Here is a 24,787-nt window from a genome sequence, read left to right as displayed (position 1 = left end):
CTCCTATCTTTTTAGTGCCCTCGGATTGGGTCATAGTGTCTGTCCGTTCTCTGCCCGCGACGTTTCTGCTGTTGGTGCAAAGGGGTCAGGTTAATTTGCGCCAAAAGGGGAAGTTGCGGTGGAATAGTTCCCGTTTGGCCGTCTTGAGGGGTTAAACAGGAGCTATTTCACCGCAACTTATCGATGGCGTGTTTGGTTGGTGCCTGTTGATGGTCTGGTTATCGGGGAGGGCGGGCTCCGTTATAATCGCGTAGGAACTTAATTTACGAAACGGGACGGGAGCCATACATGCGCCAGGGTTTCGACAACGCGAAGTATATCGAGCTGCAGGCTGCTCACATTAAGGAGCGCATCTCGCAGTTTGGCGGCAAGCTGTATTTGGAGTTTGGCGGCAAGCTGTTCGATGACTATCATGCCAGCCGCGTGCTACCGGGTTTTGAGCCGGACAGCAAGTTCCGCATGCTCAAGAGCATCGCCGACGATGTCGAGGTTATCATCGCGATCAACGCGAACCATATCGAGAAAAACAAGGCTCGTGGTGACCTTGGCATTACCTATGACGAGGATGTGCTGCGCCTGGTTGACCTGTTCCGCGGCAACGGCTTTGCTGTCGCGGCCGTGGTCATCACCCAGTACGCTGGACAGCCCGCTGCCGATGTGTTCCGCAACCGCCTGAACGCGCTCGGTATTCCCGCCAAGCTGCACTATCCCATCGAGGGGTATCCGCACGATGTCGATCTGATTGTGTCCGACGACGGCTATGGCAAGAACGAGTTTGTCGAGACCACCCGACCGCTCGTTGTCGTGACGGCGCCCGGCCCTGGCTCGGGCAAGCTCGCCACTTGCCTGTCTCAGCTCTATCACGAGCACAAGCATGGCACGGCCGCCGGCTATGCCAAATTCGAGACCTTCCCGGTTTGGAATCTGCCCCTTACGCATCCGGTCAATATTGCCTACGAGGCCGCCACGGCAGACCTCGATGACGCCAACATCATCGACTCCTTCCACCTGGAGGCCTACAACAAGACCACGGTCAACTACAACCGCGACGTCGAGGCCTTCCCGGTAGTCCGTGCCCTGATGGAAAAGATCCTGGGCAAGAGCCCCTACCAGAGCCCTACGGACATGGGCGTCAATATGGTCGGTTTTGCCATCACCGATGACGATGCCTGCCGCGACGCTTCCAAGATGGAGATCGTCCGCCGCTACTTTACCGCGGTCGAAAATGTGCGCCGTACCGGCGTGGGCGATGAGCAAGTCGACCGTCTCAAGATTATTATGAAGAAAGCCGGCATCGATAAGAACTACTCACCGGCGCGCTCGGCGGCCCTCACCAGGGAGCAGCTGACGGGTGGTCCCGTGGGTGCCATGGTCATGCCCGATGGCTCCGTGGTGACCGGTAAGACCTCCACGCGCCTGGGCGCCGCAAGTTCGCTCATTATGAACGCCCTCAAGCATGTCTCGGGCGTCGACCTTGAGCTCGAGGTCATTAGCGATGAGGCGATCGAGCCCATCAGCAAGCTCAAGACGCATTTCCTGGGCAGCAAAAACCCGCGCCTCCACACCGATGAGACGCTTATGGCGCTGTCGATCACCTCGGCCACGAGTGAGACGGCCGCTCGCGTCCTTTCGGGCCTGGAGCAGCTGCGCGGTTGCGATGCCTTCTTTAGCGTGATTATCTCGCCGACGGACGAGACGGTACTGCGCAAGTTGGGCATCAACGTGTGCTGCGAGCCCAAGTTTGAGCGCCGCGGTTTCTTCCATCGCTAAGTTTGAAGCACCGCGGTAAATGCATTGCATTTTGGCCGTATCGGGTTAGCGCCCGGTACGGCTTTTTGATCAATAAAGCGCCTATTTCGGCGAAAAATAGCCGTTTACCTGCCTAGAAACAATTTGAGCGGTATACAATAACCGTAACTGTTTCATCCTTAGCGGGATGCCGCATGATGGATATTACCTGCCATCGTGAGGTGTGTCGGTCGCGCACGGCGCGTTAGATGCTCGTGCTCGGTTTGAGGAGGCTGCTATGGCGGGCAAGGGTCGTGCGAGTGTCAACGATATGAAGCGTGTCGAGGTGCTGGTGTTGATGGAGATCGACCAGCAAACCGAAGACAATGGCGGGCCGTATGGTTTCTCGCGCAAAACGCTTGCCGAGCGCGTGGGGGTTTCGCCGTATCGTGCCCGCGCCGCAATCGATCGCTTGGATTCCGAAGGCATGATTGATGTCGTCTCGCGTTATAGCGACGACGGCGGTCAGCTTGCAAATGGCATTTGCCTCACCGAACGTGGCGAGTGGTATCTTGAGGGCGTCCGTACCGGCATGCTCGTTCAGGAAATGCTCGAAGACGAGGTTGCTGATCGATAACAGCATGTAATCTTTGCCATAGCGACGCCGCCTGGGAAACCGGGCGGCGTTTTGTTTCAAGATTGAGAAATGCAATCGCACGCGAGAAAAATTGCGAACGGTTCGCGGCGCGAGTATTACAATGAAGACCCGTAAGATGTGGATAAACAACTTCTACGGGAAGCGCAGGTAACTCAATATGACCAAGCATGTGTTCGTAACCGGTGGCGTGGTTTCGTCCCTGGGCAAGGGTATCACCGCGGCCTCGCTGGGCCGTCTGCTCAAGTCGCGTGGCTACAAAGTAACGATGCAGAAGGCCGACCCGTATCTGAACGTCGACCCCGGTACCATGAGCCCGTTCCAGCATGGTGAGGTCTTCGTTACCGAGGATGGTTACGAGTCCGACCTGGATCTGGGTCATTACGAGCGCTTTATTGATGAAAACCTGACCCGCGATTCCAACTTTACGACCGGTGCCATCTACAAAAGCCTAATCGCCCGTGAGCGTCGCGGCGACTTTTTGGGCGGTACCGTGCAGGTGATTCCCCACGTCACCAACGCCATTAAGGACAAGTTCCGCCGCATTGAGGAGCAGACCGGCTCCGATGTAGTCATCACCGAGCTGGGCGGCACGATCGGCGACATCGAGTCGCAGCCGTTTGTCGAGGCCATCCGCCAGTACCGCAAGGAGGCCGGCCCCGAGAACGTCTGCTACATCCACGTGTCGCTCGTTCCCTATATCGCCGCCGCCCACGAGGTCAAGACCAAGCCCACGCAGCATTCCGTCAAGGAGCTCCGCAGCTTTGGCATCCAGCCCGATATCATCGTGCTGCGCTCCGACCACCATATCGATGACGCTATCCGCGGAAAGATCGCAAGCTTCTGCGACGTCGACACCGATTGCGTCTTTACCAACGAGGACTGCGCGAGCATTTACGATGTTCCGCAGCTGCTTGCCGAGCAGGACTTTGACCTGCGCATTTGCGAGCGCCTGGGTCTGGATCCGCGTGAGCGCGACATGAGCGAGTGGAACGAGTTCCTGCGCAAACAGAATCACGCCAACCATCACGCCGACAAGGTGAAGATCGCCGTCGTGGGTAAGTACACGCAGCTGCCCGATGCGTACCTGTCGGTTATCGAGGCCCTGCACCATGCGGGCGTCTTCTACGATCGCCATGTGGACGTCCAGCTAGTCGACGGCGAGAGCCTCGATGAGCAGAATGTCTCCGAGGTTCTAGGCGACGCCTCGGGCATCCTGGTCCCCGGCGGCTTTGGCAAGCGCGCCCTGGAGGGCAAGATCCTCGCGGCCGAGTTTGCCCGTGAGCACAAGATTCCGTATCTGGGCATTTGCCTGGGTATGCAGGTCGCCGTGTGCGAGTTCGCCCGCAATGTCGTTGGCCTTGCCGGTGCCAGCTCCTCCGAGTTTGATCCGGACGGTCCGTATAGCGTCATCGATCTGATGAGCTCGCAGGAGGACGTGACCGAGAAGGGCGGCACCATGCGCCTGGGTGCCTATCCGTGCAAGCTTGCTGCCGATACCCTTGCTCGCGAGGCATATGGCGAGGAACTCGTCTACGAGCGTCACCGTCACCGCTTTGAGTTCAACAACGCCTTCCGCGACCAGCTCGAGGACGCCGGTTTGGTTATCTCGGGTCTGTCGCCCGACGAGCGCCTGGTCGAGATGGTCGAGCTGCCGCGCGACGTTCATCCGTGGTATGTGGCAACCCAGGCTCATCCCGAGTTCAAGAGCCGCCCGACCAACCCGCAGCCGCTGTTCCGCGAGTTCGTGCGCGCTTCGATCGGCCAGCACGAGGGTGTCGACCGTCTGCAGGTGACGCCCATGAACCTCGCTACGGACTAAGGGTGCCGGCGAATAAGGAACATACCGAAGCTACTCCCTCGTCGCTCGCCGTGGCGGCGGGGGAGTATCTCGATTACCTCGCGGTCGAGCGGGGCTTGGCGCGCAACACGATTGCGGCCTATCGTCGTGACCTGACGACGTACTGCGCCTATCTGGAGCGGGCGGGTATTGTGTCTTTTGAAGAGGTGACCCGTCAGATCGTGGAGGGCTTTGTCGCCGATCGCCGCGACGGAGGCTATTCCGATGCTTCGGTGGAGCGTGCGCTTGCGGCCGTGAAGGGCCTGCATGCCTTTTTGGTGCGCGATGGGGCTGTGGCCCAAAATCCAACGGCGGCGTTGCGCCTTCCTAAAAAGGCTGAGCGTTTGCCGGAGTATCTATCGGTGGAGGATGTCTCGGCACTGCTCGATCAAGACTTTCCCGAGGGCGAGATGGGACTGCGCGACCATGCCATCTTGGAAGTGCTCTACGGATGCGGTTTGCGTGTGAGTGAGCTGGTTGGGCTCGATATGGGCGATATCCATATTGACGATGGCTTTGTACTCGTTCGCGGTAAGGGCTCAAAGGAACGCCTGTCCCCACTGGTGGGAAGCGCGGCGCGAGCTCTGACGCTCTATGTAACTGAGGGACGTTCTCGCTTGGCGGCTCATGCCCGCGGAACCGAGACCTCGGCGGTCTTTTTAAATAAGAACGGACGTCGCCTGTCGCGCCAGGCCGTGCATACGATATGCGAGCGGTATGGGCGTCAGGTGGGGCTGGTGGGGCTCCATCCCCATACCTTGCGCCACTCCTTTGCCACCCACATGCTCGCGGGCGGTGCCGACCTGCGTGTGCTGCAGGAGATTTTGGGCCATGCCGATATTTCGACCACGCAGGTCTACACGCATGTCGACCGAACGCAACTGACCGAGGTCTATCTGGCGGCGCATCCGCTAGCACATCGCTAGCACCTCGCTGACCTGCATATTTATAAATACTAAAGGGGACGGGCCCCAGATTGCCGAGACGCACTTTTGCGCGCATGGGCAATCTGGGGCTCGTCCCATTTTTCGCTAGACACCGACGCGGCGGTGGGCCGTGTGCACCGTGGGTGGGGGAGTTTGGGGGCGATGTGAACGGCGTGTAAAGGGACGTAAAAATCGCCTCAAGGTCAACTTGAAGGTTGAGGTTCGCGGGCGTGGTTCTACAGGTGGCATCCCGCCTTTGCTGCAAACACAACATATTGTGTTTTCGAACATATGCTCGGGGGTGTTTTACAACATATTGGGGGTGGAATGGTGGGGAGGGGTGGGGGAAGGGGTGGGGAAAGGTGTTGAAAAATGGGGCGGTTCCCCATATTATTGATGACGTCGACAGGCGGGGTGGTTCCCCGCGTACGTGCCATCTGAGTAACCGAGGGGAGGGCGCACATGGGAATGACTGGTGCATACGAGCGCAATCTCGATGCAAAAGGTCGTCTGTCCCTGCCTGCACCCCTTCGCGAGGAGCTTGGAGAGCACGTTCGCGTGTTCAAAGCCCTGGATGTCGATGCTCTGTACGTGTTCTCTGCCGAGGCCTTCGATAAGTGGGTCGAAGGACTCTTCGCGGGTCGTGAGGGCCACGAGGGTTTTAACCCGCGTGATATCAACGACCAGAAGCTCATGAGGGCGATCAACAAGCGCACCACGTCGATGGATGTGGACAGCGCCGGTCGTATCGGTCTTTCCGAGTCTCTCCGCAAGCAGGCGAACCTCGACCGCGAGGTCACGGTTGTGGGCAACTACGACCACCTTGAGGTTTGGGATCGCGCCGCGGCCGATGAGGACGATGACGATGAGGCCCTGCTGGACCTCTTCTTCTCGTAAGGGCAAGGCACGGGTAACGGATGGAGCGTGGGATCTTGACACAAGAATATCGGCATGAACCTGTCATGCTCGGCGAAGTGCTTGAGTCGCTGCGGCTAAAGAGCGGCTCCGTTGTCTGCGATTGCACCCTTGGCGGTGCCGGCCATTCGGTAAAGATGGCCGCGCAGGTGGGGGAGACGGGCCTTTTGCTCGGCGTCGATCAGGACGACATGGCCCTCGAGGCCGCTGGCGCCCGTCTGGACCGCGAGGTTCCCGGCGTTCCGCACCAGCTGCTGAAGGGCAACTTCGGCGACTTGGACGAGCTGCTTTGCTCGGCCGAGGTGCCCGGGGTCGATGGCTTCCTGTTCGATTTGGGCGTTTCGTCACCGCAACTCGATATCCCTGGCAGGGGCTTTTCGTATAACGAGGACGCCCCATTGGACATGCGGATGGATCCGGGTAATAACACCTTAAACGCAGCTGAGGTCATCAACACCTATAACGAACACGACCTCGCCCGGATTCTACGCGTCTACGGCGAAGAGAAGTTCGCCTCGCAGATCGCGCGCGAGATCGTGCGCCGCCGCGAGCAAGAACCGATCGAAACCACCGGCCAATTTGTCGAGATCATCAAGGCGGGTATCCCGGCTGCCGCTCGTCGGCATGGCGGACACCCGGCCAAGAAAAGTTTCCAGGCCATTCGCATCGAGGTCAATCACGAGCTCGATGTGCTCGAACGAGGGCTTGATGCCGCCACCAGGTGGCTCAACCCGGGCGGACGTATCTGCGTCATCTCGTATCACTCGCTCGAGGACCGTATCGTAAAGAATCACTTTAAGGAGATGAACCAGGGGTGCACGTGTCCGCCGGAGATTCCGGTGTGCGTGTGCGGCAACGTGCCGATACTCAAGGTCATCACTCGCAAACCCTTGGTTGCCCAGCCTGATGAGGTTGAGCGCAACCCTCGGGCGAGATCAGCCAAAATCCGCGTGGCGCAGCGTCTGTAGGCGCGACCGCGCGATATTGGACCTCCCGCTCGCACCATAAACGAAGCTTAAACATACTACCAACGTACTCGGGATGGGAGGCGGCATATCATGGGCTACAACACTTCAAGCGCAGCACTCGCCTATGATATGAACGCCATGCCCGCCTATCGTGAGACGCCGCAGGCCCCCGTTGCTCCCCGTGAGCAGCGCACGCCGCGCTTTGATGTCTACACGGGCGCGGGCCGTCAGGCAAACCAGGCGGTAAGCCCGGTTTTCATGAGCGTTCTTAAAACGTTTTGCATCATTGCGGCTATCTTCATGACGATCGGCGTCGCCCGCGTGGCGCTCGCCGGCGTTACGGCCCAGGTGCTCAACAGCAACGCCGAGCTTACCAACACGCTCGAAAAGGCGACCGATGAGAGCTCCGACCTGGAGGTCATGCATTCGGTCTATGGCGCCGACACGCGCATTCGCGACCTTGCGGGCGCTTATGGCATGGTGGAGCCCAGCGAGAGCGTTACACTTGACTTTTCGCAGGATGCAGCCGCGGGCGCCAACGCGACCGCGACCGCTCAGTAGCAAGACGGTAGCTGAGTATGACAAATGACTATCGCCGCGGTTCCGATGGGGGCCGCGGTTCTGGACGTCCCTCGTCGCGGGGACGTTCTGGTTATCAAGGAACGGGTCGGCAATCTTACAACGCCGGGCAGTCCCGTGGCAACGACCCGGCGTCGCGACTTCGCGGCTCGGGCGGCCCTCAAGTGCATAACACCAGGTCGCGCAAGAGTTCGTCGACCGAATGGCTCACAGGCACGCCTCTGCCTCGCCGCAAAGCCGTCATGGGCTTCATTGGGCTTGGCTTGGGCTTGGGCGTCTTTCGCCTTGCCGACTATCAAATTGTTGAAGCCGATAAACTGCGCGAGCGTGCCGATGCGCGCCGCCTGCTTGCGCAGACCCTCTATGCCAAACGTGGCACCATCTACGACCGCAACGGTAACGTGCTAGCGTCGTCGGTCGAATGTCGCAACATCGCCGTGAACCCCCAGCTTGTCGAGGATGTTGACAAGACGGTGTCGGCGCTGGTCAAGGCAACTGGAATCGATAAAAAGACCTGCCGCAAGCTCGTTGAGTCCGATGGAACCTGGGTGTATATCAAGCGCCAGGTGGACGAAGACGACGCTGCGGCGCTGGAGAAGAAGAACCTGCCCGGCGTGCTTTTTGAGCAGGCCATGAAGCGCGTATATCCATACGGCAATCTGGCATCGCAGGTGCTGGGTGTAGTGAATGTAGACAACGACGGCTTGACGGGTCTCGAAAAGCAATACAACAAGCTTCTGACCGGCACGAACGGCTCTCTCGTACGCGAGCGCGCGAGGGACGGCAGCTATATCGCGGGCGGTGCCTATAAAAAGGTGGCTGCGGTCGACGGCGTTGATATCGTGACGACGCTCGACGTCAATATCCAGCGTGCGGCCGAGGATGCCCTGGCAGAGGCTGTCGAGAAGACAAAGGCCAAGAACGGCTCGGCGCTGGTCACCGATCCTACGACAGGCGAGATCTTGGCAGCCTGCTCGTATCCGACCTACGACCAGACCAATTTGGAAAACGCCAAGACCGAGGATATGAACCTGCGCCTGGTCACCGACGCCTACGAGCCCGGCTCGGTCTTTAAGACGCTCGTGGCGGGCGCCGGCTTCGACTTGGGTGTCGTGCGGTCGAGTACGTCGTTTGAGGTGCCGGCGAGCATCAAGGTGGGCGACGATACCGTCACCGATGCCGACAAGCGTGACTACGCCATGACCATGGATGTGCGCGAGATGATGCGCCGTTCGTCCAACGTGGGTTTTGTCCTGGTGGGGCGCAAGATCGGTGCCGACGACTTTGCCGCCTATGTGGACAAGTGGGGCATCGGTCACAGCTCTGGTGTCGATTTTCCGGGCGAGAGCCTGGGCATCGTCAAGGAGCGTGACCAGTATGACGGCGCCACGCTGGGCTCGATGAGCTTTGGACAGGCGCTGTCTGTCTCGCCGATTGAGATCGCACGTGCCGTGGGCGGCATCGCCAACGGCGGCGTGATGATGACCCCGCACTTCTATAAGTCCAGCAAAGGCGACGAGAAGGACTGGGGCGAAGGCGAGCGCGCGATTTCGGAGGACGCCGCATCCCAGGTGACATCGTGCATGCAGACGGTCGTGTCGGAGGGAACGGGCGTTGGCGGCGCGGTTGACGGCTATGACGTGGCGGGTAAGACCGGTACGGCCGAACGTGCCGACGAGAACGGCGGCTACCTCAAGGAGAACTACATGTCGTCCTTTATGGGCTTTGCACCGGCACAATCGCCCAAGGTGCTGTGCTATATCACGCTCGACGGAACGCCGAGCGGCTCAGATGCCGCTGCGGTGCCGTTCCAGTCAATTATGGCCAACGCGCTCGACGTGCTGGGTATCCCGCACGCGAAGTAGGGGGTTACAATCTTTGGGGCGTGGTTTGTTGTCCCATATGAGGGGTGTTCACATGCCCTGCACCACGCATGCGCGGCGCTGGGATACAATACGCCGATAGCATTATTTAGGTTTACAGGGGAGCTGCAATGATAGAGATCGCCGTCAACAACCTCGCGGCCGCAACAGGGGCCCGAACCGTGACGGGAGAAGTCGATCTGGTATGCCGCGGGTGCGTTATCGACTCGCGCCAGGTCGAGGAAGGGACGATTTTCGTCGCCTTTCCCGGTGAAAACGTCGACGGCAATGATTTTGCTTCCCGTGCCGTCCAGTCGGGTGCCGGCGCCGTCGTGATGACGCGTGAGCCCGAGGCCGAGCTGGTCTCGCTGGCGCAGGACAAGGGCTGTGCCATCTTGCTGACCGATGATCCCGAGGAGTTTCTGCTGCGTTTGGCGCACGCGTATCGCCTGGAGCTTGGCTGCCTGGTCGTTGGCATTACCGGTTCCATCGGCAAGACGACGACCAAGGACGTGCTCGCCGCTGTGCTCGCCAAGCGCTATCGTGTCTGGGCCACCAAGGGCAATTTCAATAACCTGATCGGCATGCCGCTCACGGTGCTTTCCGCTCCGGCCGATACCGAGGTCCTGGTGCTCGAGATGGGCATGAACCATTTCCACGAGATCGAGCGCCTGTCTCTGTCTGCCAATCCCAACCTTGCCATCGTGAGCAAGATCGGCACCTCTCATATCGGCATTTTGGGCAGCCGCGAGAACATCGCCCGCGCTAAGGCCGAGATTGTCCAGGGCATGTGCGCCGCCGGCGACAATTTGCCGCTGCTGGTTTTGGGCGGCGAGGACGACTTTACGCCGTTCATTCGCGACACGTTCGCCCAGCCTGCTGGTATCGACGTGATGCTGGCCGGCGTCTCGGACGATGATGAGGTCCGTGCCCGCGACATTCGTGTTGATGACGAAGGCCGTCCGGTCTTTACGCTCGATTTTGGTCAGGGCGAGACAATCGATACCATGCTTGCCATCCCCGGCGTGCAGTCCGTTCCTAATGCCGTTAAGGCCGCCGCGGTTGCCTATCGCCTGGGCGTGACGCCCGAGCAGATCGATGCTGCCTTTAGGGGTCTTACGATCACCGGGCACCGCCAGGAGATCAAGCGCGCCAAGAGTGGTGCACGCATCATCGACGATTCCTATAACGCCAGCGCCGAATCGATGGCAGCCGGTCTCGATCTGCTGTGCTCGCTTTCGTGCACGGGGTCTCGCATGGCGATCCTGGGCGAGATGGGCGAGATGGGCGATGAGGCTCCTCGCATGCATGAGCTCGTGGGCGCCTATGCCGCCGCCAAGAAGCTCGACATGCTGGCGTGCGTGGGTGGTGAGCTGGCCCAGCTTATGGCCGATGCCGCACGCATGATGGGCATGGACGAGGACCGCATCCAGGTGTTCTCCGATTATCAGCAGGTGCTCGACGGCATGGGCGGCGCGCTTGAAAAACATGATGTTGTACTGGTCAAGGGTTCCCGCTTTGTTGAGCTCGACCGCTTTGTGGAAGGTGTGTGCTAGCCCATGTTCGGCAATCCCTCGTATCCAACGTATCAGGCTTTTTTGGGGCTTGGCATCGCCGCAGCCATTGCGCTGCTGCTCATGCCGTGGTGGATCAAGCTGCTCAAGGTCGAGGGTATCGGCCAGCAGGTTCGTGCCGACGGCCCCAAGCGTCATTTGGTTAAGCAGGGAACGCCCACCATGGGTGGCGTTGTCATCCTCGTCGCGATCTCGCTGACCTGCCTGCTGATGGGCAAGCTCACCACCGAGCTCGTACTCGTGCTGCTCGCCACGCTGGCGACCGGCGTGCTGGGCCTGATCGACGACCTGACCTCCGTTACGCATGGGCGCTCGCTCGGTCTGACGCCCCATGCCAAGATGATCGGCCTAACCATTATCTGTGTCACCTTTACGGTACTTGCCGTCAACTGGTGCGGCGTCGCCCCCGAGATTCGTTTTCCCGGTGGGTTGACGATCGACCTTGGCGTGCTTTCGACCACCATCTGCGGCTATTCGTTCCCGTGGCTCTATATTGTCTTTTGCTGGCTGATGATTGCCGGTCTTTCTAATGCCGTGAACCTGACCGATGGCCTTGACGGTCTTGCTGGCGGCACCTCCATGATCGCCATGCTCGCCATGGCTGCCATGGCGTTTTTGCACGGAGACGTGAACCTGTCCATCTTCTGCACCGCGTGTGCCGGTGCCTGCTTGGGCTTTCTGTGGTTCAACTGCTATCCGGCGAGCATCTTTATGGGTGATACCGGCTCGCTTGCTCTGGGCGCCGCGTTTGCCTGTACGTCCATCATGACTAACACCGAGGTCGTCTCCCTCATCATCGGCGGCCTGTTTATCGTTGAGACTCTGTCGGTCATGATTCAGGTTGTCTACTTCCACTTTACGCACAAGCGCGTCTTCCTTATGGCGCCCATCCATCATCATTTCGAAAAGAAGGGTTGGGCCGAGACCAAGGTCGTCATTCGTTTTTGGATTATCGCTGCGGCATTTGGTGCCGTTGGCCTTGCTCTGTTCTTCCAGTTGGGATAGTGGTCTTTCATGCCTCTTGCTGATGTCTTTAGCCTGCTCGTTTTGGGTCAGGGCAAATCAGGTCTCGATGTCGCCCGCTGGGCGCTGGCACATCCCGAGCGCGTAAGCGCCGTTACCGTGTATGGCGGCGGCACCTCTGAGCCCAATGACGCCACGCGTGCGCTCGAGGCTGCCGGTGCGTCGTTTGTCTATGGGACCGAACAGGTCGAGGGCGCCTATGACGTATGCGTGACGTGCCCGGGCATCTCGGAGTTCTCGGGCTTCTTTAAGGCCGGGCGCGAGCATGCCGCCCAGATTATGGGTGAGCCCGAGTTTGCCTATCGCCTGTCGCCCGATAACTGGATTGCCATCACGGGCACCAACGGCAAGACGACCACCACGTCGCTGACCGATTATCTGCTCAAGGCTTCCGGTGAGGCCAGTGTAGCTGTCGGCAACATCGGTGAGCCGCCTATCAACGAGATTGACGGCCGAGCCCACAACGAGTGGTTTGTGGCTGAGCTCTCGAGCTATCAGATTGCTACGACCACCGAGCTCCACCCTCGCGTGGCAGTGCTGCTCAACATCACTCCCGACCACTTGGGCTGGCATAAGAGCCATAAGAACTATGCGCTTGCCAAGATCAAGCTGTTTGACAATATGGTCGATGACGATCTGGTGGTTGTCGACGTCGAAGACGCCGGCATTCACGAGTTCGATGAGTACATCTATACGCCGGGTCGCCGCATCTGCAAGGTCGCTTTTGACGAGCCCGAGGGTGCAGACGCCGCCTTTGTGCGCGACGGCAAAATGGTCGTGCGCCTGAAGGGCGTCGAGACTCAGCTTGTCGCCACGTCCGAACTCAAGATCTCGGGCCATCACAATGTTATCAATGCCCTGTGCGCTGCCACGGCTGCCCTGGCAGTCGGTGCCGATGTCGATGGTGTCTGCCGCGGTCTGGCCTCGTTCCAGCCGCTCGAGCACCGCGTGGAGCCGTGTGGCGAGATTGACGGCGTGCGCTACGTCAACGATTCCAAGGCGACCAACACCGATGCGGTCGAGAAGGCGCTGACGGCATTTCCCGATGACGACGTGATCTTGCTGCTCGGCGGCCACGATAAGGGCACGCCGCTCACGGACTTCGCGCGCGTTGTTATGGATAACGTACGCTCGGTCGTCTGCTTTGGCGATGCGCGCGAGCGTTTCACCGCCGCTATGGACGAGGCCGATGTCGATGGCGATGTGGATATTGCCCAGGCGGATGACCTGCGCGATGCCGTGGACGTCGCCCGTTCGCTGTCGAGCCGTGGCGACGTGATCTTACTTTCTCCTGCCTGCTCTTCGTTCGATGAGTTCTCGGGCTATGAGGAGCGCGGCCGCGTGTTTAAGGACTATGTGGCGCAGCTTGCCGCTGCGGCGAAATCGCAAATGGAATAGGGGTTGCCGGTGAGAGAGGAGAGCCCCCGACAAGGTATGAGGAGGCCCGACTCGGACCGTGCTTCCTCGCGGCGCAGCACACCGCGTTCCGGTCGCGGCGGGCAGTCGTTTAGCGAACGCTATATTGCCGGCGTTCCCGCCCGTATCATGCGCCCCCGTCTGATATTCATGGCCTGCCTGTTTACCTTGGTGTGCTTTGGCCTGCTGATGGTGTACTCGGCGTCTTCGGTCGAGGCGCTGCACGAGAATGGCTCGGCGACGTTTTTTCTGTTTCGACAAGCCGCGTTTGCCGGAGTTGGCGTGCTGGCTATGGTTGCCATCGTGCGCATCTTGCCGGACAGTTGGTTTGGGGAAGACGTGCTCAGGATCTTCCTCATAGGCATGATTGGGCTACTGTTTCTGGTGTTCTTGGTGGGCAGCGGCAGCCGTGGTGCCACGCGCTGGCTCAACATTGCCGGCATTCAGTTCCAGCCTTCCGAGTTTTTAAAGCCATTTGCCATTGCGTATTCGGCCATCAAGCTCGACCGCTTCTTTTCGCCCGGTGGCAACATCAACGAATTCCTTCGCAAGATGGGCATCTACCTGGGCATTTCGCTCTTTCTGATCTTTATCCAGCCCGATTTCGGTACCGTCCTGATCATCCTGTTGACCCTCATGTGCATGGCGTTGTTTGCGGGTCTCGACCCCAGATTTATCATCGGCGTGCTAATCTTCGGCATTCTCGTGATCGTGATTGCGCTTGTCGCAGAGCCATACCGTATGGTGCGTATTCAGGTTGCCTTGAACCCTTGGGCCGACGAGTATGGTGACGGCTATCAGGCCACGCTTGCCATCATGGCCTTTGCCTCGGGCGGTCTGTTCGGCCGTGGCATCGGCAACTCAACCATGAAGTACTCGTATCTGCCCGAGGCGCACAATGACTACATCCTGGCCATCATTGGCGAGGAAGTCGGTTTTGTCGGAACCGTCCTGTTCTTCTTGGTGTTTGCGATGCTGATCTACTCGGCGTTTCGCATTGCCGAGCAGGCGACCGATCGTCGGGGCGCGCTCATGGCGTCTGGCTCTGCGGTCATTCTCGCGGTGCAGTTTTTGATCAATGCGCTGGGCATCCTCAACGTGTTTCCCATGACGGGCAAACCGTTGCCGTTTATTAGCTATGGCGGTTCGTCGATTATTGTGTCGCTTATGCTTGCCGGTCTGATCCTACGCGTTTCGTACGAGAGCGCCCGTCGCGATGAGTACGACCGTCGCCGCGAGAGCTTTGCCGTTATGGATGAGAGTACCGCCGGCGTGCCCCACGTGCGCGGCGAGCGGTCTTCGCGTAACGGCTTTACCGTTCTGGATGGCTCTGCGACCGAGCCGGCAGCCCGTCCGCGTCAGCGAACGGCGCCGCAAGGTCGTCCGCAGCGCCCAACTCCTCGCAATGCGGGCGGCGGATATAATCGAATCGATTTGAACTCGGACCCGTCGGCGCGTTTGCGCACCGACGACCAGGGACCGCGTGTACGAAGGGACTACCATGACCGATAAGATGACCGTTGCTATTGCAGCCGGCGGCACGGCAGGGCATATCAACCCCGCGCTCGCCTTGGCCGAAGAGCTGCGTGACCGTGGCCACCACGTTGTGTTCGTGGGCCAGTCGCGCAAGCTCGAGGGTCGTCTGGTCCCCGAGGCTGGGTTTGATTTTGTGCCCATTACGGTTACGGGCTTCGACCGCTCCCGTCCTTGGACGGCGCTGACCTCGCTGTGGCGTGTCAACAAGGCCAAGCGTGCGCTCGCCAGTCATTTCTCAAAGGTCGGCAAGCCCGATGCCGCCATCGGTTTTGGTGCCTATGTCGAGGTTCCGCTGCTGGGGTGGTGCAAGGGCGCAGGCGTTCCGTATCTGCTACATGAGCAGAACTCTGTTCCGGGCCTGGCCAACAAGATGATGAACTCCCACGCCGCTCGCGTGTGCATCTCGGTGCCGGCAGCGCGCTCGGTCTTTGAGCGCGAAGGTGACCCTGGCCACGTGCTCATGACCGGCAACCCCGTACGTCGCTCGGTGATCGAGGGCGATCGCGCTCGCGGCCGCAAGGCACTTGGCGTTCCCGAGGACGCTACGCTGCTGCTCGTCTTTGGCGGTTCACTCGGCGCCCAGCACCTCAACGAGCGCGTGGCTTCGCTCAAAAACGAGCTGCTTTCGCGCAAGAACCTCTATGTGTTGCATTCGACGGGTGCCGACGGCTTTGAGGAGACCGAGCGCGCTTTGGCGCTGACGCTCGAGGAGGCGAAGCGTTACCGCGTCCAGCCTTACATCGACAACATGGGCGACATGCTGGCTGCTGCCGATTTGGTGCTATCGCGTTCGGGAGCATCGAGCGTGGCCGAGATCGCTGCGCTCGCCGTGCCTTCGGTGCTCGTGCCGTACCCGCATGCGACGGCCGACCACCAAACCACCAATGCCCGTTATCTGGTCGACGCCGGGGCCGGCGTGCTCTGCGCCGATGCCGATATCGACGGTTCTGCCTTTGCCGATGAGCTGCTGCACCTGGTCGATGACGCGGCGGCGCGCGACGCCATGCGTCAGGCGGCGCGTGGTCTGGCTCAGGATAGGGCCGCCGCTCTTCTGGCCGATGCGGTAGAGGGTTTGCGTTAGTTAGACGGGATATCGTCGGTCGCCCTCGCGCTGATGCGGTAGGTGCGGTACAGTTAACGGGTTACAGGCAGTGTTTACGCAAGGAGTACACGAGCACATGGCTGATTCCCAGACTGCAACCTCCGCGCCCGAGTTTAAGAGCGCCCACTTTATCGGTATCGGCGGCGCCGGCATGAGCGGCATCGCCCTCGTTCTGCACGAGCGCGGTTATGCCGTTACCGGCTCCGACCTTAAGACGTCACGTTATATCCGCCAGCTTACCCGCGCTGGTGTGAAGGTGCATGTGGGCCATGAGGCCGCCACGATCGACGAGGTCAAGCCCGACGTGGTTGTTGTCTCCACCGCTATTCCGGAGTCCAACCCTGAACTCGTGCGCGCTCGCGAGCTTGGTATTCCCGTGTGGCCCCGTGCCAAGATGCTCTCTGCTTTGGGTCACGGCTACACCACCGTCGCTGTTGCCGGCACGCATGGCAAGACCACCACGTCTTCGATGTGTGCCACCATGCTCGACCGCATGGGTCTGGATCCGAGCTTCTTGATCGGCGGCATCGTCGAGGGCTATGACACGAACGGCAAGAACGGCTCGGGCGACTACTTTGTCGCCGAGGCCGACGAGTCCGACAGCTCCTTCCTGTTCCTGAACCCCAACGTAGTCATTGTGACCAACGTCGAGGCCGACCACCTCGATCACTACTCGGGTATCGAGGAGATCGAGGCAACTTTCGCCAAATTCATGAGCCTGGTGGGCGAGGACGGCACCGTCATCGTCTGCGGTGAGGACCCGCATCTGGTCGAGCTCGCCAAGTCGACGGGCCGTCACGTGCTTTCCTACGGCTTTGCCGAGAGCAACGACATCGTCTGCATGCACCCGGATGTCAAGGGCATCCAGAGTGACTTTATCGTTCGCTTTGAGGACGGCACTGAGCGCGCTGTGGAGATCAAGAGCAATCCCGGTCGCCACAACATGCTCAACGCCACGGCGGTGCTCACCGTCGCCCATGTCCTGGGCCTTGACATCGACGCCGCCGCCAAGGCGCTCTCGAGCTTTGAGGGCGTCCGCCGTCGCTTTACCCACGTGGGCGATATCGATGGCATCACCGTGGTCGATGATTACGGCCATCACCCCACCGAGATCAAGGCGACGCTTGCTGCCGCTTCGTCGCTGGGTTACAAGCACGTCGACGTCGTGTTCCAGCCGCACCGCTATTCGCGCCTGCAGGCCCTGTGCGACGACTTTGCCGATGCATTTGCCAATGCCGATAAACTGCTGCTGATTGATGTGTTCTCGGCTGGCGAGATGCCCATTCCGGGTGTCACCTCTAAGATGCTCGCCGATACCGTGCGCGCCAAGCATCCTGGCAAGGAGGTCGTGTACTGCTCCAGCCGTCTTGAGCTCAATCAGGAGCTCGAGCAGATGGTGGGCGAGGGCGACCTGCTGCTCACCATGGGTGCCGGCGACGTTACGACCGTCGGTCCCGAGTTCATTGAGTATCTGACTGCCAAGAAAGACGCTTAAGTCTAATGGGTCTGTTTAACGCCGTCATGGCGCTCTCGGGCATGATCGACACGGATGTGATCGAGGACGAGCGCCTTGCGCGTCATACGAGCTATCGTATCGGCGGCAAGGCCGACCTCTTTGTGACGTGCCATAGCTATCATGCCCTCCGCCGCGCCGTGGCGGTGCTCGATCGCGAGCAGGTGCCGTGGGTCATCATCGGCAAGGGCTCCAATCTGCTGGTTGCCGATGGCGGTTATCGCGGTGCCGTCATTTCGCTCGGACGTGAGTTCCAGCGCACGGTTGTTGCCGATGACGGTTGTACGCTGACGGTCGGTGCGGGCGTGATGTTTGCGCGCCTGGTCAACGATGCCCTGTCGCGTAGCCTCTCGGGCCTTGAGTTTGCCGTTGGCATTCCTGGTTCGGTCGGCGGTGCGATATCTATGAATGCCGGCACGCGGACCGAGTGGATTGGCTCGCTGGCTGAGGATGTCGTAACGTTTGACCCGGCATCCGGTATCAAGCATTATGCGGGGTCCGAGATCTCTTGGGGCTACCGCGAATGTAGCCTTCCCCGCAATGAGATCATCCTCGAGTGCGTGCTCAAGCTTAAACCGGCGCCCAAGGCCGACATTCGCGAGCGCATGGAGCGGTACCTTACAAGGCGCAAGCGTACGCAGCCCATGGGTCGCGCATCCTGCGGGTCTGTCTTTCGCAACCCGCCCGATGCGAGTGTGGGCAAGCTTATCGAGGATTGTGGATTAAAGGGTTTTTCGATTGGCGGCGCGGAAGTTTCGCCCGTTCACGCTAATTTTATCGTTAATAACGGAACTGCCTCGGCCGATGACGTTGCCGCGGTTATCAGACATGTGCACGGAAAGGTGAGGGAGGCGTATGGCATCGAGCTCAGACCGGAAGTTAAATTCCTCGGCTTCTAGAGCATCGAAACCCACCTTCCGCCGCGCCGGAGGGCGTTCCGGCGCGCCTGCCAAACCTCAACGCAATACCGTCGCGCACTCTAAGTCTGTCGGGCATGCTCGACAGACCAGTCGTCCGGTCGTCGGCTCGCAGCTCGGTAATCGTCCGGCCGCAAAAAAGTCCTCGCGTCCCTCTGTGACGTCAAAGCCTGTTATGGGCGCCAAGCCTGCCCGTCCCATGGCAACTCCCAAGCCCTCGACGGGAACTAAAGCGGCGCGTCCAGGCCGCACGCCGGGCGCATCGAAACCGCGCTCGCTGACATCGGTGCCGGCTACCGCCAAGAAGCCTTCGAGTAAAAAAGGCTTCAACCCGTTATCTTCACTTGGAGCGATGGCAAATAAAACATCAGACGCCGCTTCTGTCGTTACAGGCAAAGGCAAAATCGTGGGCGGCGTTTTGGCCGTCTTGGCCGTGCTCGTCGTTGTCATCGTGGTGATCAACTCTGGATTGTTTACTGCCACTGATATTCAGATTCAAGGCAGCGAGCATGTGACGAAGCACGATGCTATCCAGCTGATCGACTTGCCCGAGGGAACGTCGCTTTTTAACGTCGATCCCGACCAGATTACCGAGGATCTCAAGCAAAACCCGTGGGTCTCGGGCGTAGATGTCCAGCGTCAGTTCCCGCATACGCTTATCATCACGCCGACGGAGCGTAAAGTTATCGCCATTGCATATATCAGCTCCGACGACCTTGCCTGGGCTATCGGAGACGATGACACCTGGATCGCCCCGCTGTCGACGTCGGTCGAAGTGGACGACCAGGGCAACGTCATCACGACAGGGCAGGGCTCAAATACCTTGACCGGAATCGATGCCGCGCTGGCGCTCGCCAAGCATTATGGCGCGGTGTTATTGACTGATGTCTCGGCGGATGTCGCTCCGGTTTCCGGCCAGGCGGTGAACTCCAAAGCCGTTAAGGCCGGCCTGGATTATGTGCGTGGTTTTTCGAGCGAGTTCTTGGGACAAGTCAAGGATATTTCCACGCCTTCGGTCGAAGCCATCTCGGCAAACCTCAATAACGGCATTGAGGTGTCGCTGGGCGATTCGGACGATATCGCCAAGAAGGAACGCGTAGTCACCAAGTTGCTTTCGCAGGTAGAGGGCGTAACGTATATCAATGTGCGCTCTCCGGGCAACTACACATTTAGGAATGCTCCGACCTCGTAGCGCTGGTTGATGCTTTGTTGAGGGGCCATACCACGCCGTTTATCTGGTTTGTTTGGTTTTCACGGTCAATTATTTGACTGATACGTTCATAATGTGCAAACATAATACGGTTTACCTTTGCATTTACTTTCAACCTGAAGGTTAATGTGCGCAGGGGTCGACCCATGCTATGGCTATAACCTTTGTTCGGAGGACCGACATGCACGAGACAGAGATCAACAACTACCTTGCCGTCATTAAGGTGGTCGGCGTCGGCGGCGGCGGTACCAACGCGGTCAATCGAATGATCGAAGAGGGCATCCGCGGCGTCGAGTTTGTTGCCATCAACACCGATGCTCAGGCACTCGCGATCTCTGATGCCGATATCAAGGTGCACATCGGCACCGACCTTACCCGCGGCCTGGGCGCCGGCGCCAATCCCGAGGTTGGCCGCAAGGCTGCCGATGAGTCCCGCGACGACATCGCCGAGGCGCTCGCTGGCGCCGACATGGTGTTTATCACCTGCGGCGAGGGCGGCGGCACCGGTACCGGCGCTGCTCCCATCGTTGCCGATATCGCGATGAACGAGGTCGGCGCACTGACCGTCGCCGTCGTGACCAAGCCCTTCACCTTCGAGGGCCGCAAGCGTAAGAAGAGCGCCGAGGAGGGCATCAAGACCCTCTCCGATTGCGTCGACACCATGATCGTCATTCCTAACGATAAGCTGCTCGACATCGCCGAGAAGAAGACCACCATGCTCGAGGCCTTCGCGATTGCCGATGGCGTCCTTTCCCAGGGCACCCAGGGCATCACCGACCTCATCACCGTCCCCGGTATCATCAACCTGGACTTCGCCGATGTTAAGACCATCATGAAGCAGGCCGGTACCGCCATGATGGGTATCGGTACCTCTTCTGGGGATACTCGTGCCGTCGACGCTGCCCAGCAGGCCATCTCCAGCCCGCTGCTCGAGAGCTCCATCGATGGTGCCACGCGCGTGCTGCTCTCCATCGCCGGTTCCAAGGACCTGGGCATCCAGGAGATCAGCGACGCCGCCGACGTTGTCGCCAACGCCGTCGACCCCGAGGCCAACATCATCTTCGGTACCGTTGTCGACGAGTCCCTGGGCGATCAGGTGCGTATCACCGTCATCGCTACGGGCTTCTCCGACTCCAACGTCAACCGTCAGGATGAGCTCTTTGCTGCTCAGCAGTCTCAGAGCAAGGCCGCTGCCTCCGCTGAGCCGCAGCGCACCGCTCCGGCTGCCAGCCCGGCTCAGGCCGCTCCGACCCGCAACGTCGGTGGTACCGAGCTGCCCAACTTTGGCAACGACCAGTTCGAGCTTCCCGACTTCCTGAAGCGCGGTAGCTTCTAGTTCGTTTTTCTCAACGACCTGCACGGGGTGTGTCCATTTGGATGCACCCCGTTTTGTTTCTCGTTTGTAAACGAAAGCCTCCAATCTCCTTACGTTCCCTTTACGTTTGGTCCCTACCGCTGCGGGTATCCTTTTAAGGAAGTATGACAGCCGTATAAACGCGGACTGCGCGGCGACGCCGCGGTACTTGTGTTATTAGGAGGCTTTAGTATGGCAGCACGTGCGGACAACGTTTCGCGTGTCGACCATGATGGAGTTACGTTGGTGGAGGGCGCGACATCCGATGTCCGCTTTGCCTTTACCGAGCGCACCGGTGGCGTTTCTGAAGATGCGTACTCCTCGCTCAACCTGGGCTCGCATGTAGGCGATGACCCCTTTGCTGTTCAAGAAAATCGTCGTCGAGCGCTTGAAGCTATGGGCGCCACTGAGTGCGAGTATAATCTGCTCGTGCCCAATCAGGTACATGGTGACCATATCGTTACGGTGACTTCGAACGGCGCCGACGATCTTGAGGCTGTTCGCGAGCAGATTGCCGAGGGCTGCGATGCCATCGTCTGTACGGCCCATGACGTGCCCGTGCTGCTCTGCTTTGCCGACTGCGTTCCCGTGGTGCTGGTGGCCCCCGGCGGATTTGCCGTGGTGCACTCCGGTTGGAAGGGCACGATTGCACGTATTTCTGCCAAGGCGTGCCAGGCGCTTTGCGATGCTGCCGGCTGCGATGCGAGCGACGTTTCCGCCTATATCGGCCCCCATATCTTGGCTGACGAATACGAGGTATCCCAGGAACTCATGGATCGCTTTGCCGTCGAGTTCTCTTGCATCGATGCGAGTGCCTCTCGCATGCTCGATCTTTCCGCTGCCATTTGTGAGGCGCTGGTAGATGCCGGTGTGGACGCGGATAATATCGTGGATACCCAGCTTTCGACTGTGCGTCAGAACGACCGCTTTTATTCCTACCGTAACGAGGACGGCACCTGTGGGCGCCATGCTGCGATCGGCGTGATGCTATGAGAAAGATCGTATCGGTCCTGAGCGCCGCTGTGCTTACGCTTACGCTGTGCGCCTGTTCTTCGGGATCTTCTACCTCTTCCATTACCGTGGCCGGCTCTACGACCTGCCTTCCTATCGCCGAGATTGCGGCAGAGGGCTTTAAGGAGGAGACCGGCATCGACGTGCTCGTTTCCGGTTTGGGCTCTTCCGCTGGCATCGAAGCCGTCAGCGCTGGCACGGCCGATATTGCCAGCTCCTCCCGTGGACTCAATGCCGACGAACAGGATTTGGGCCTGACTCCCATCGTCATTGCCCACGACGGTATCGCGGTCATCGTGAACGACGATAACCCGGTCGATAACCTCTCGACCGAGCAGCTCCGCGATATTTACGCCGGCAAGATCACCAACTGGAAAGAAGTCGGTGGCGAGGACCTGAGGATTCAGGTCATCAACCGAGATGAGGCGTCCGGCACGCGTGAGGCCTTTCGCACCATCGTGATGGACGGCACCCCGTTCGATCGCCGCTCGGCCGTTCTTTCGGGCACGGGCCAGGTGCGCGACGTGGTATCTCGTTCGCGCGGTGCCATCGGCTACATTTCGCTGGGCTTCGTCGATAGCCTCAACGCCAAGACCTCGGTCAAGGCCGTCTCGGTCAATCATGTTGAGGCGTCCGAGAAGACGGTCGCGAGCGGCGGCTATCCAATCTCACGCGACCTTTACTTCTTTGTGAAGGGTGCGCCTTCGCAGCAGGCGCAGGATTACATCGACTACGTGACGTCCGAAAAGATGGACAAGCAGATTCGCGAGGCGGGCTTTATCCCCGTCACCAACGACGAGAAGGGGAGTGAGTAGCATGGAAGCACAGGAAAACTCCCAGACTGAGCGGAATGTTCAGACGCCCAAGAAGCGCGAGCTGGCGCTCGTATCGCGCAGTACCTATATCAAGGAGAAGGCGCTGCAGTGGATCTTCTTTGCCTGCGCGTTCTTGGCGGTCGTTACCGTCATCCTGATTTTTGTCTTTACCACGTACTCGGCGCTGCCCGTCTTTACCGACATCGGTCTGGCGGACTTCTTTAGCTTTACGTGGGCGCCCTCTGAGGGTCACTACGGCATCGTGTCGCTGCTTGCCGGCTCGGGTCTGGTGACCGTCGGTGCGCTCGCCATGGGTGTGCCCCTAGGCGTGGGCACGGCCGTGTATCTGGTCGAGATCGCCAGCAAGCGCGTGCGCAAGCTCATCAGCCCTGCCGTTGACCTGTTGGCCGGCATCCCTTCTATCATCTATGGCTTCTTTGGCATGATCATCATCCGCCCGTTTATCGCACAACTGACCGGCGGTCTTGGTTTTGGCGCGCTGACGGCGTGGTTCGTGCTCGCCATTATGATCGTGCCCACCATCACGACGCTTACCATCGATGCTCTCAATTCCATTCCCATGGGCATTCGCGAGGCATCGTATGCCATGGGCGCCACCAAGTGGCAGACTATCTATAAGGTCGTGTTACCTGCCGCCAAGCTGGGTATCGTGGATGCCATCGTGCTGGGTATGGGCCGTGCCATCGGCGAGACCATGGCCGTGCTCATGGTCGTGGGTAACGCCCCGGTTATTCCCGACAGCATTGCGAGCCCCATCTCGACGCTCACGAGCCAGATTGCGCTCGACATGAGCTATTCCTCGGGTCTGCATCGCTCGGCGCTGTTCGGCATGGGCGTGGTCCTGTTTATCATTTCCGCCACGCTGGTGGGCATCGTCCGCCTGGTTTCCAAGAAGAAGAGGGGGTAGGCTATGTCCGATTCCGTCGCCCCGTCGGTCGATACGACCTCGTCGCGCGAGCGCATCAAGCGTGCCCTTTCCCACGGCAAGAAGGGCCGCATCAACAAGGACCTGTCCAACAAGATCATGCTTGGCGTGTTCCGTGCCGCGGCATACATCACCACGCTGGTGCTGGTCGCTATCATCGCCTACGTGGTCATCAACGGCCTGCCACACATCTCGCTCGACTTTATCTTCGGTTGGCCCCAGGGCGTCAACGCCGAGGGCGGTATTTGGCCCACGATCGTCTCGACCGTCTATGTGACGGCGCTCGCCATGCTTATCTGCACGCCGATCGCTGTGCTGGCAGCCGTCTATCTGGCCGAGTACGCCAAGCAGGGCAAGATCGTCGAGCTCATTCGCTACGCTGCTGACGCTTTGGCCTCGGTGCCCTCCATCGTTATGGGCCTGTTTGGCTACGCCTTGTTTGTCGAGGCTATGGGTCTGGGCCTTTCGATGGTCTCGGCCGCTCTGGCGCTTGCGCTCTTGATGCTTCCCATCGTCATGCGCACCACCGAAGAGGCCATTCGCGCCGTTCCGCGCTATATCCGTTGGGGCGCGTATGGCCTGGGCGCCACCAAGTGGCAGGTTGTCTCCAAGATCGTGCTTCCTTCTGCCTTTGGCCGTATTGCCACGGGCATTGTCCTTGCCATCGGCCGTGCCATTGGCGAGACCGCCGTGGTGCTCTACACCATGGGCCAGGCCATCAATCTACCTATCTCGCCGCTCGATTCCGGCCGCCCCATGACGGTTCACCTGTACCTGCTTGCCAACGACGGCATCAACATGAACGCAGCCTACGGCACCGCGCTCTTGCTGATGGTGATCATTCTGGCCTTCAACCTGTTTGCGCGCTTCCTGTCGCGCAAGCGTCGCTAGTTAAGG

At 59.8% G+C, this 24,787-nt stretch carries 21 protein-coding genes; all 21 read left to right on the top strand.

Annotation, left to right across the window (positions count from 1 at the left end):
* The first annotated feature begins 288 nt into the window (after positions 1-288).
* The 21 genes from DW892_RS04260 to pstA all read left to right on the top strand — a co-directional run bounded on the left by DW892_RS04260 (position 289) and on the right by pstA (position 24,781).
* Positions 289-1,770, top strand: coding sequence for a DUF1846 domain-containing protein (locus tag DW892_RS04260; RefSeq protein WP_006234276.1), 1,482 nt, complete (start codon positions 289-291; stop codon positions 1,768-1,770).
* A 256-nt stretch (positions 1,771-2,026) separates the two neighbouring features.
* Positions 2,027-2,365, top strand: a complete 339-nt coding sequence (locus tag DW892_RS04255; protein WP_040358312.1) for a hypothetical protein — start codon at positions 2,027-2,029, stop codon at positions 2,363-2,365.
* A gap of 178 nt (positions 2,366-2,543) precedes the next feature.
* Positions 2,544-4,205, top strand: a complete 1,662-nt coding sequence (locus DW892_RS04250; RefSeq protein WP_006234274.1) for a CTP synthase — start codon at positions 2,544-2,546, stop codon at positions 4,203-4,205.
* A gap of 2 nt (positions 4,206-4,207) precedes the next feature.
* Positions 4,208-5,149, top strand: coding sequence for a site-specific tyrosine recombinase XerD (xerD, locus tag DW892_RS04245; protein ID WP_187364980.1), 942 nt, complete (start codon positions 4,208-4,210; stop codon positions 5,147-5,149).
* 462 nt (positions 5,150-5,611) lie between these two features.
* The gene (locus DW892_RS04240) at positions 5,612-6,046 is read left to right on the top strand and encodes a division/cell wall cluster transcriptional repressor MraZ (protein WP_006234269.1); all 435 of its coding nucleotides are present in this window, start codon (positions 5,612-5,614) and stop codon (positions 6,044-6,046) included.
* A gap of 20 nt (positions 6,047-6,066) precedes the next feature.
* Entirely contained in the window at positions 6,067-7,032 is a 966-nt protein-coding gene (rsmH, locus tag DW892_RS04235; RefSeq protein ID WP_117765917.1) for a 16S rRNA (cytosine(1402)-N(4))-methyltransferase RsmH, read from the top strand.
* A 90-nt stretch (positions 7,033-7,122) separates the two neighbouring features.
* Positions 7,123-7,593, top strand: coding sequence for a hypothetical protein (locus DW892_RS04230; protein ID WP_022094483.1), 471 nt, complete (start codon positions 7,123-7,125; stop codon positions 7,591-7,593).
* A 182-nt stretch (positions 7,594-7,775) separates the two neighbouring features.
* On the top strand, positions 7,776-9,476 hold the full coding sequence (locus tag DW892_RS04225; protein ID WP_316242602.1) for a penicillin-binding protein 2: 1,701 nt from the start codon (positions 7,776-7,778) through the stop codon (positions 9,474-9,476).
* Between the two features lie 128 nt (positions 9,477-9,604).
* The gene (murF, locus tag DW892_RS04220) at positions 9,605-11,029 is read left to right on the top strand and encodes a UDP-N-acetylmuramoyl-tripeptide--D-alanyl-D-alanine ligase (RefSeq protein ID WP_117765913.1); all 1,425 of its coding nucleotides are present in this window, start codon (positions 9,605-9,607) and stop codon (positions 11,027-11,029) included.
* Positions 11,030-11,032: 3 nt separating this feature from the next.
* Positions 11,033-12,052: a phospho-N-acetylmuramoyl-pentapeptide-transferase gene (gene mraY, locus DW892_RS04215; protein WP_089571579.1), complete on the top strand. Its 1,020-nt coding sequence runs from the start codon at positions 11,033-11,035 to the stop codon at positions 12,050-12,052.
* 9 nt (positions 12,053-12,061) lie between these two features.
* Positions 12,062-13,468 carry a UDP-N-acetylmuramoyl-L-alanine--D-glutamate ligase gene (murD, locus tag DW892_RS04210; protein WP_117765911.1) on the top strand — a complete coding sequence of 469 codons (1,407 nt, stop codon included), beginning with the start codon at positions 12,062-12,064 and terminating at the stop codon, positions 13,466-13,468.
* Between the two features lie 36 nt (positions 13,469-13,504).
* Positions 13,505-14,998, top strand: coding sequence for a putative lipid II flippase FtsW (ftsW, locus tag DW892_RS04205; RefSeq protein ID WP_117765909.1), 1,494 nt, complete (start codon positions 13,505-13,507; stop codon positions 14,996-14,998).
* Positions 14,988-16,103: an undecaprenyldiphospho-muramoylpentapeptide beta-N-acetylglucosaminyltransferase gene (gene murG / locus DW892_RS04200; RefSeq protein ID WP_117765907.1), complete on the top strand. Its 1,116-nt coding sequence runs from the start codon at positions 14,988-14,990 to the stop codon at positions 16,101-16,103. Before ftsW ends, murG begins: the two co-directional genes overlap by 11 nt.
* 97 nt (positions 16,104-16,200) lie before the next feature.
* Positions 16,201-17,619, top strand: coding sequence for a UDP-N-acetylmuramate--L-alanine ligase (gene murC, locus DW892_RS04195; protein WP_117636008.1), 1,419 nt, complete (start codon positions 16,201-16,203; stop codon positions 17,617-17,619).
* A 5-nt stretch (positions 17,620-17,624) separates the two neighbouring features.
* Complete coding sequence (gene murB, locus DW892_RS04190; RefSeq protein ID WP_117765905.1) at positions 17,625-18,536, top strand: UDP-N-acetylmuramate dehydrogenase; 912 nt, start codon at positions 17,625-17,627, stop codon at positions 18,534-18,536.
* Positions 18,537-18,960: 424 nt separating this feature from the next.
* The gene (locus tag DW892_RS04185) at positions 18,961-19,746 is read left to right on the top strand and encodes a cell division protein FtsQ/DivIB (RefSeq protein WP_233546806.1); all 786 of its coding nucleotides are present in this window, start codon (positions 18,961-18,963) and stop codon (positions 19,744-19,746) included.
* Positions 19,747-19,945: 199 nt separating this feature from the next.
* On the top strand, positions 19,946-21,100 hold the full coding sequence (gene ftsZ, locus DW892_RS04180; RefSeq protein ID WP_055251674.1) for a cell division protein FtsZ: 1,155 nt from the start codon (positions 19,946-19,948) through the stop codon (positions 21,098-21,100).
* A gap of 210 nt (positions 21,101-21,310) precedes the next feature.
* A complete protein-coding gene (locus DW892_RS04175; protein WP_117765901.1) occupies positions 21,311-22,111 on the top strand; it encodes a polyphenol oxidase family protein in 801 nt (266 codons plus the stop codon).
* A complete protein-coding gene (locus DW892_RS04170; RefSeq protein ID WP_055251678.1) occupies positions 22,108-22,944 on the top strand; it encodes a phosphate ABC transporter substrate-binding protein in 837 nt (278 codons plus the stop codon). Before DW892_RS04175 ends, DW892_RS04170 begins: the two co-directional genes overlap by 4 nt.
* 1 nt (position 22,945) lies before the next feature.
* Positions 22,946-23,872, top strand: a complete 927-nt coding sequence (gene pstC / locus DW892_RS04165; RefSeq protein WP_117584223.1) for a phosphate ABC transporter permease subunit PstC — start codon at positions 22,946-22,948, stop codon at positions 23,870-23,872.
* Between the two features lie 3 nt (positions 23,873-23,875).
* Entirely contained in the window at positions 23,876-24,781 is a 906-nt protein-coding gene (gene pstA / locus DW892_RS04160) for a phosphate ABC transporter permease PstA (protein WP_117765899.1), read from the top strand.
* Positions 24,782-24,787 lie beyond the last annotated feature (6 nt).

The organism is Collinsella sp. AM40-7AC (assembly GCF_003468125.1).
GTDB lineage: Bacteria > Actinomycetota > Coriobacteriia > Coriobacteriales > Coriobacteriaceae > Collinsella > Collinsella aerofaciens_O.
Note: the sequence above shows the minus strand (reverse complement) of the source record. Positions and strands in the feature narration are given on the sequence as shown.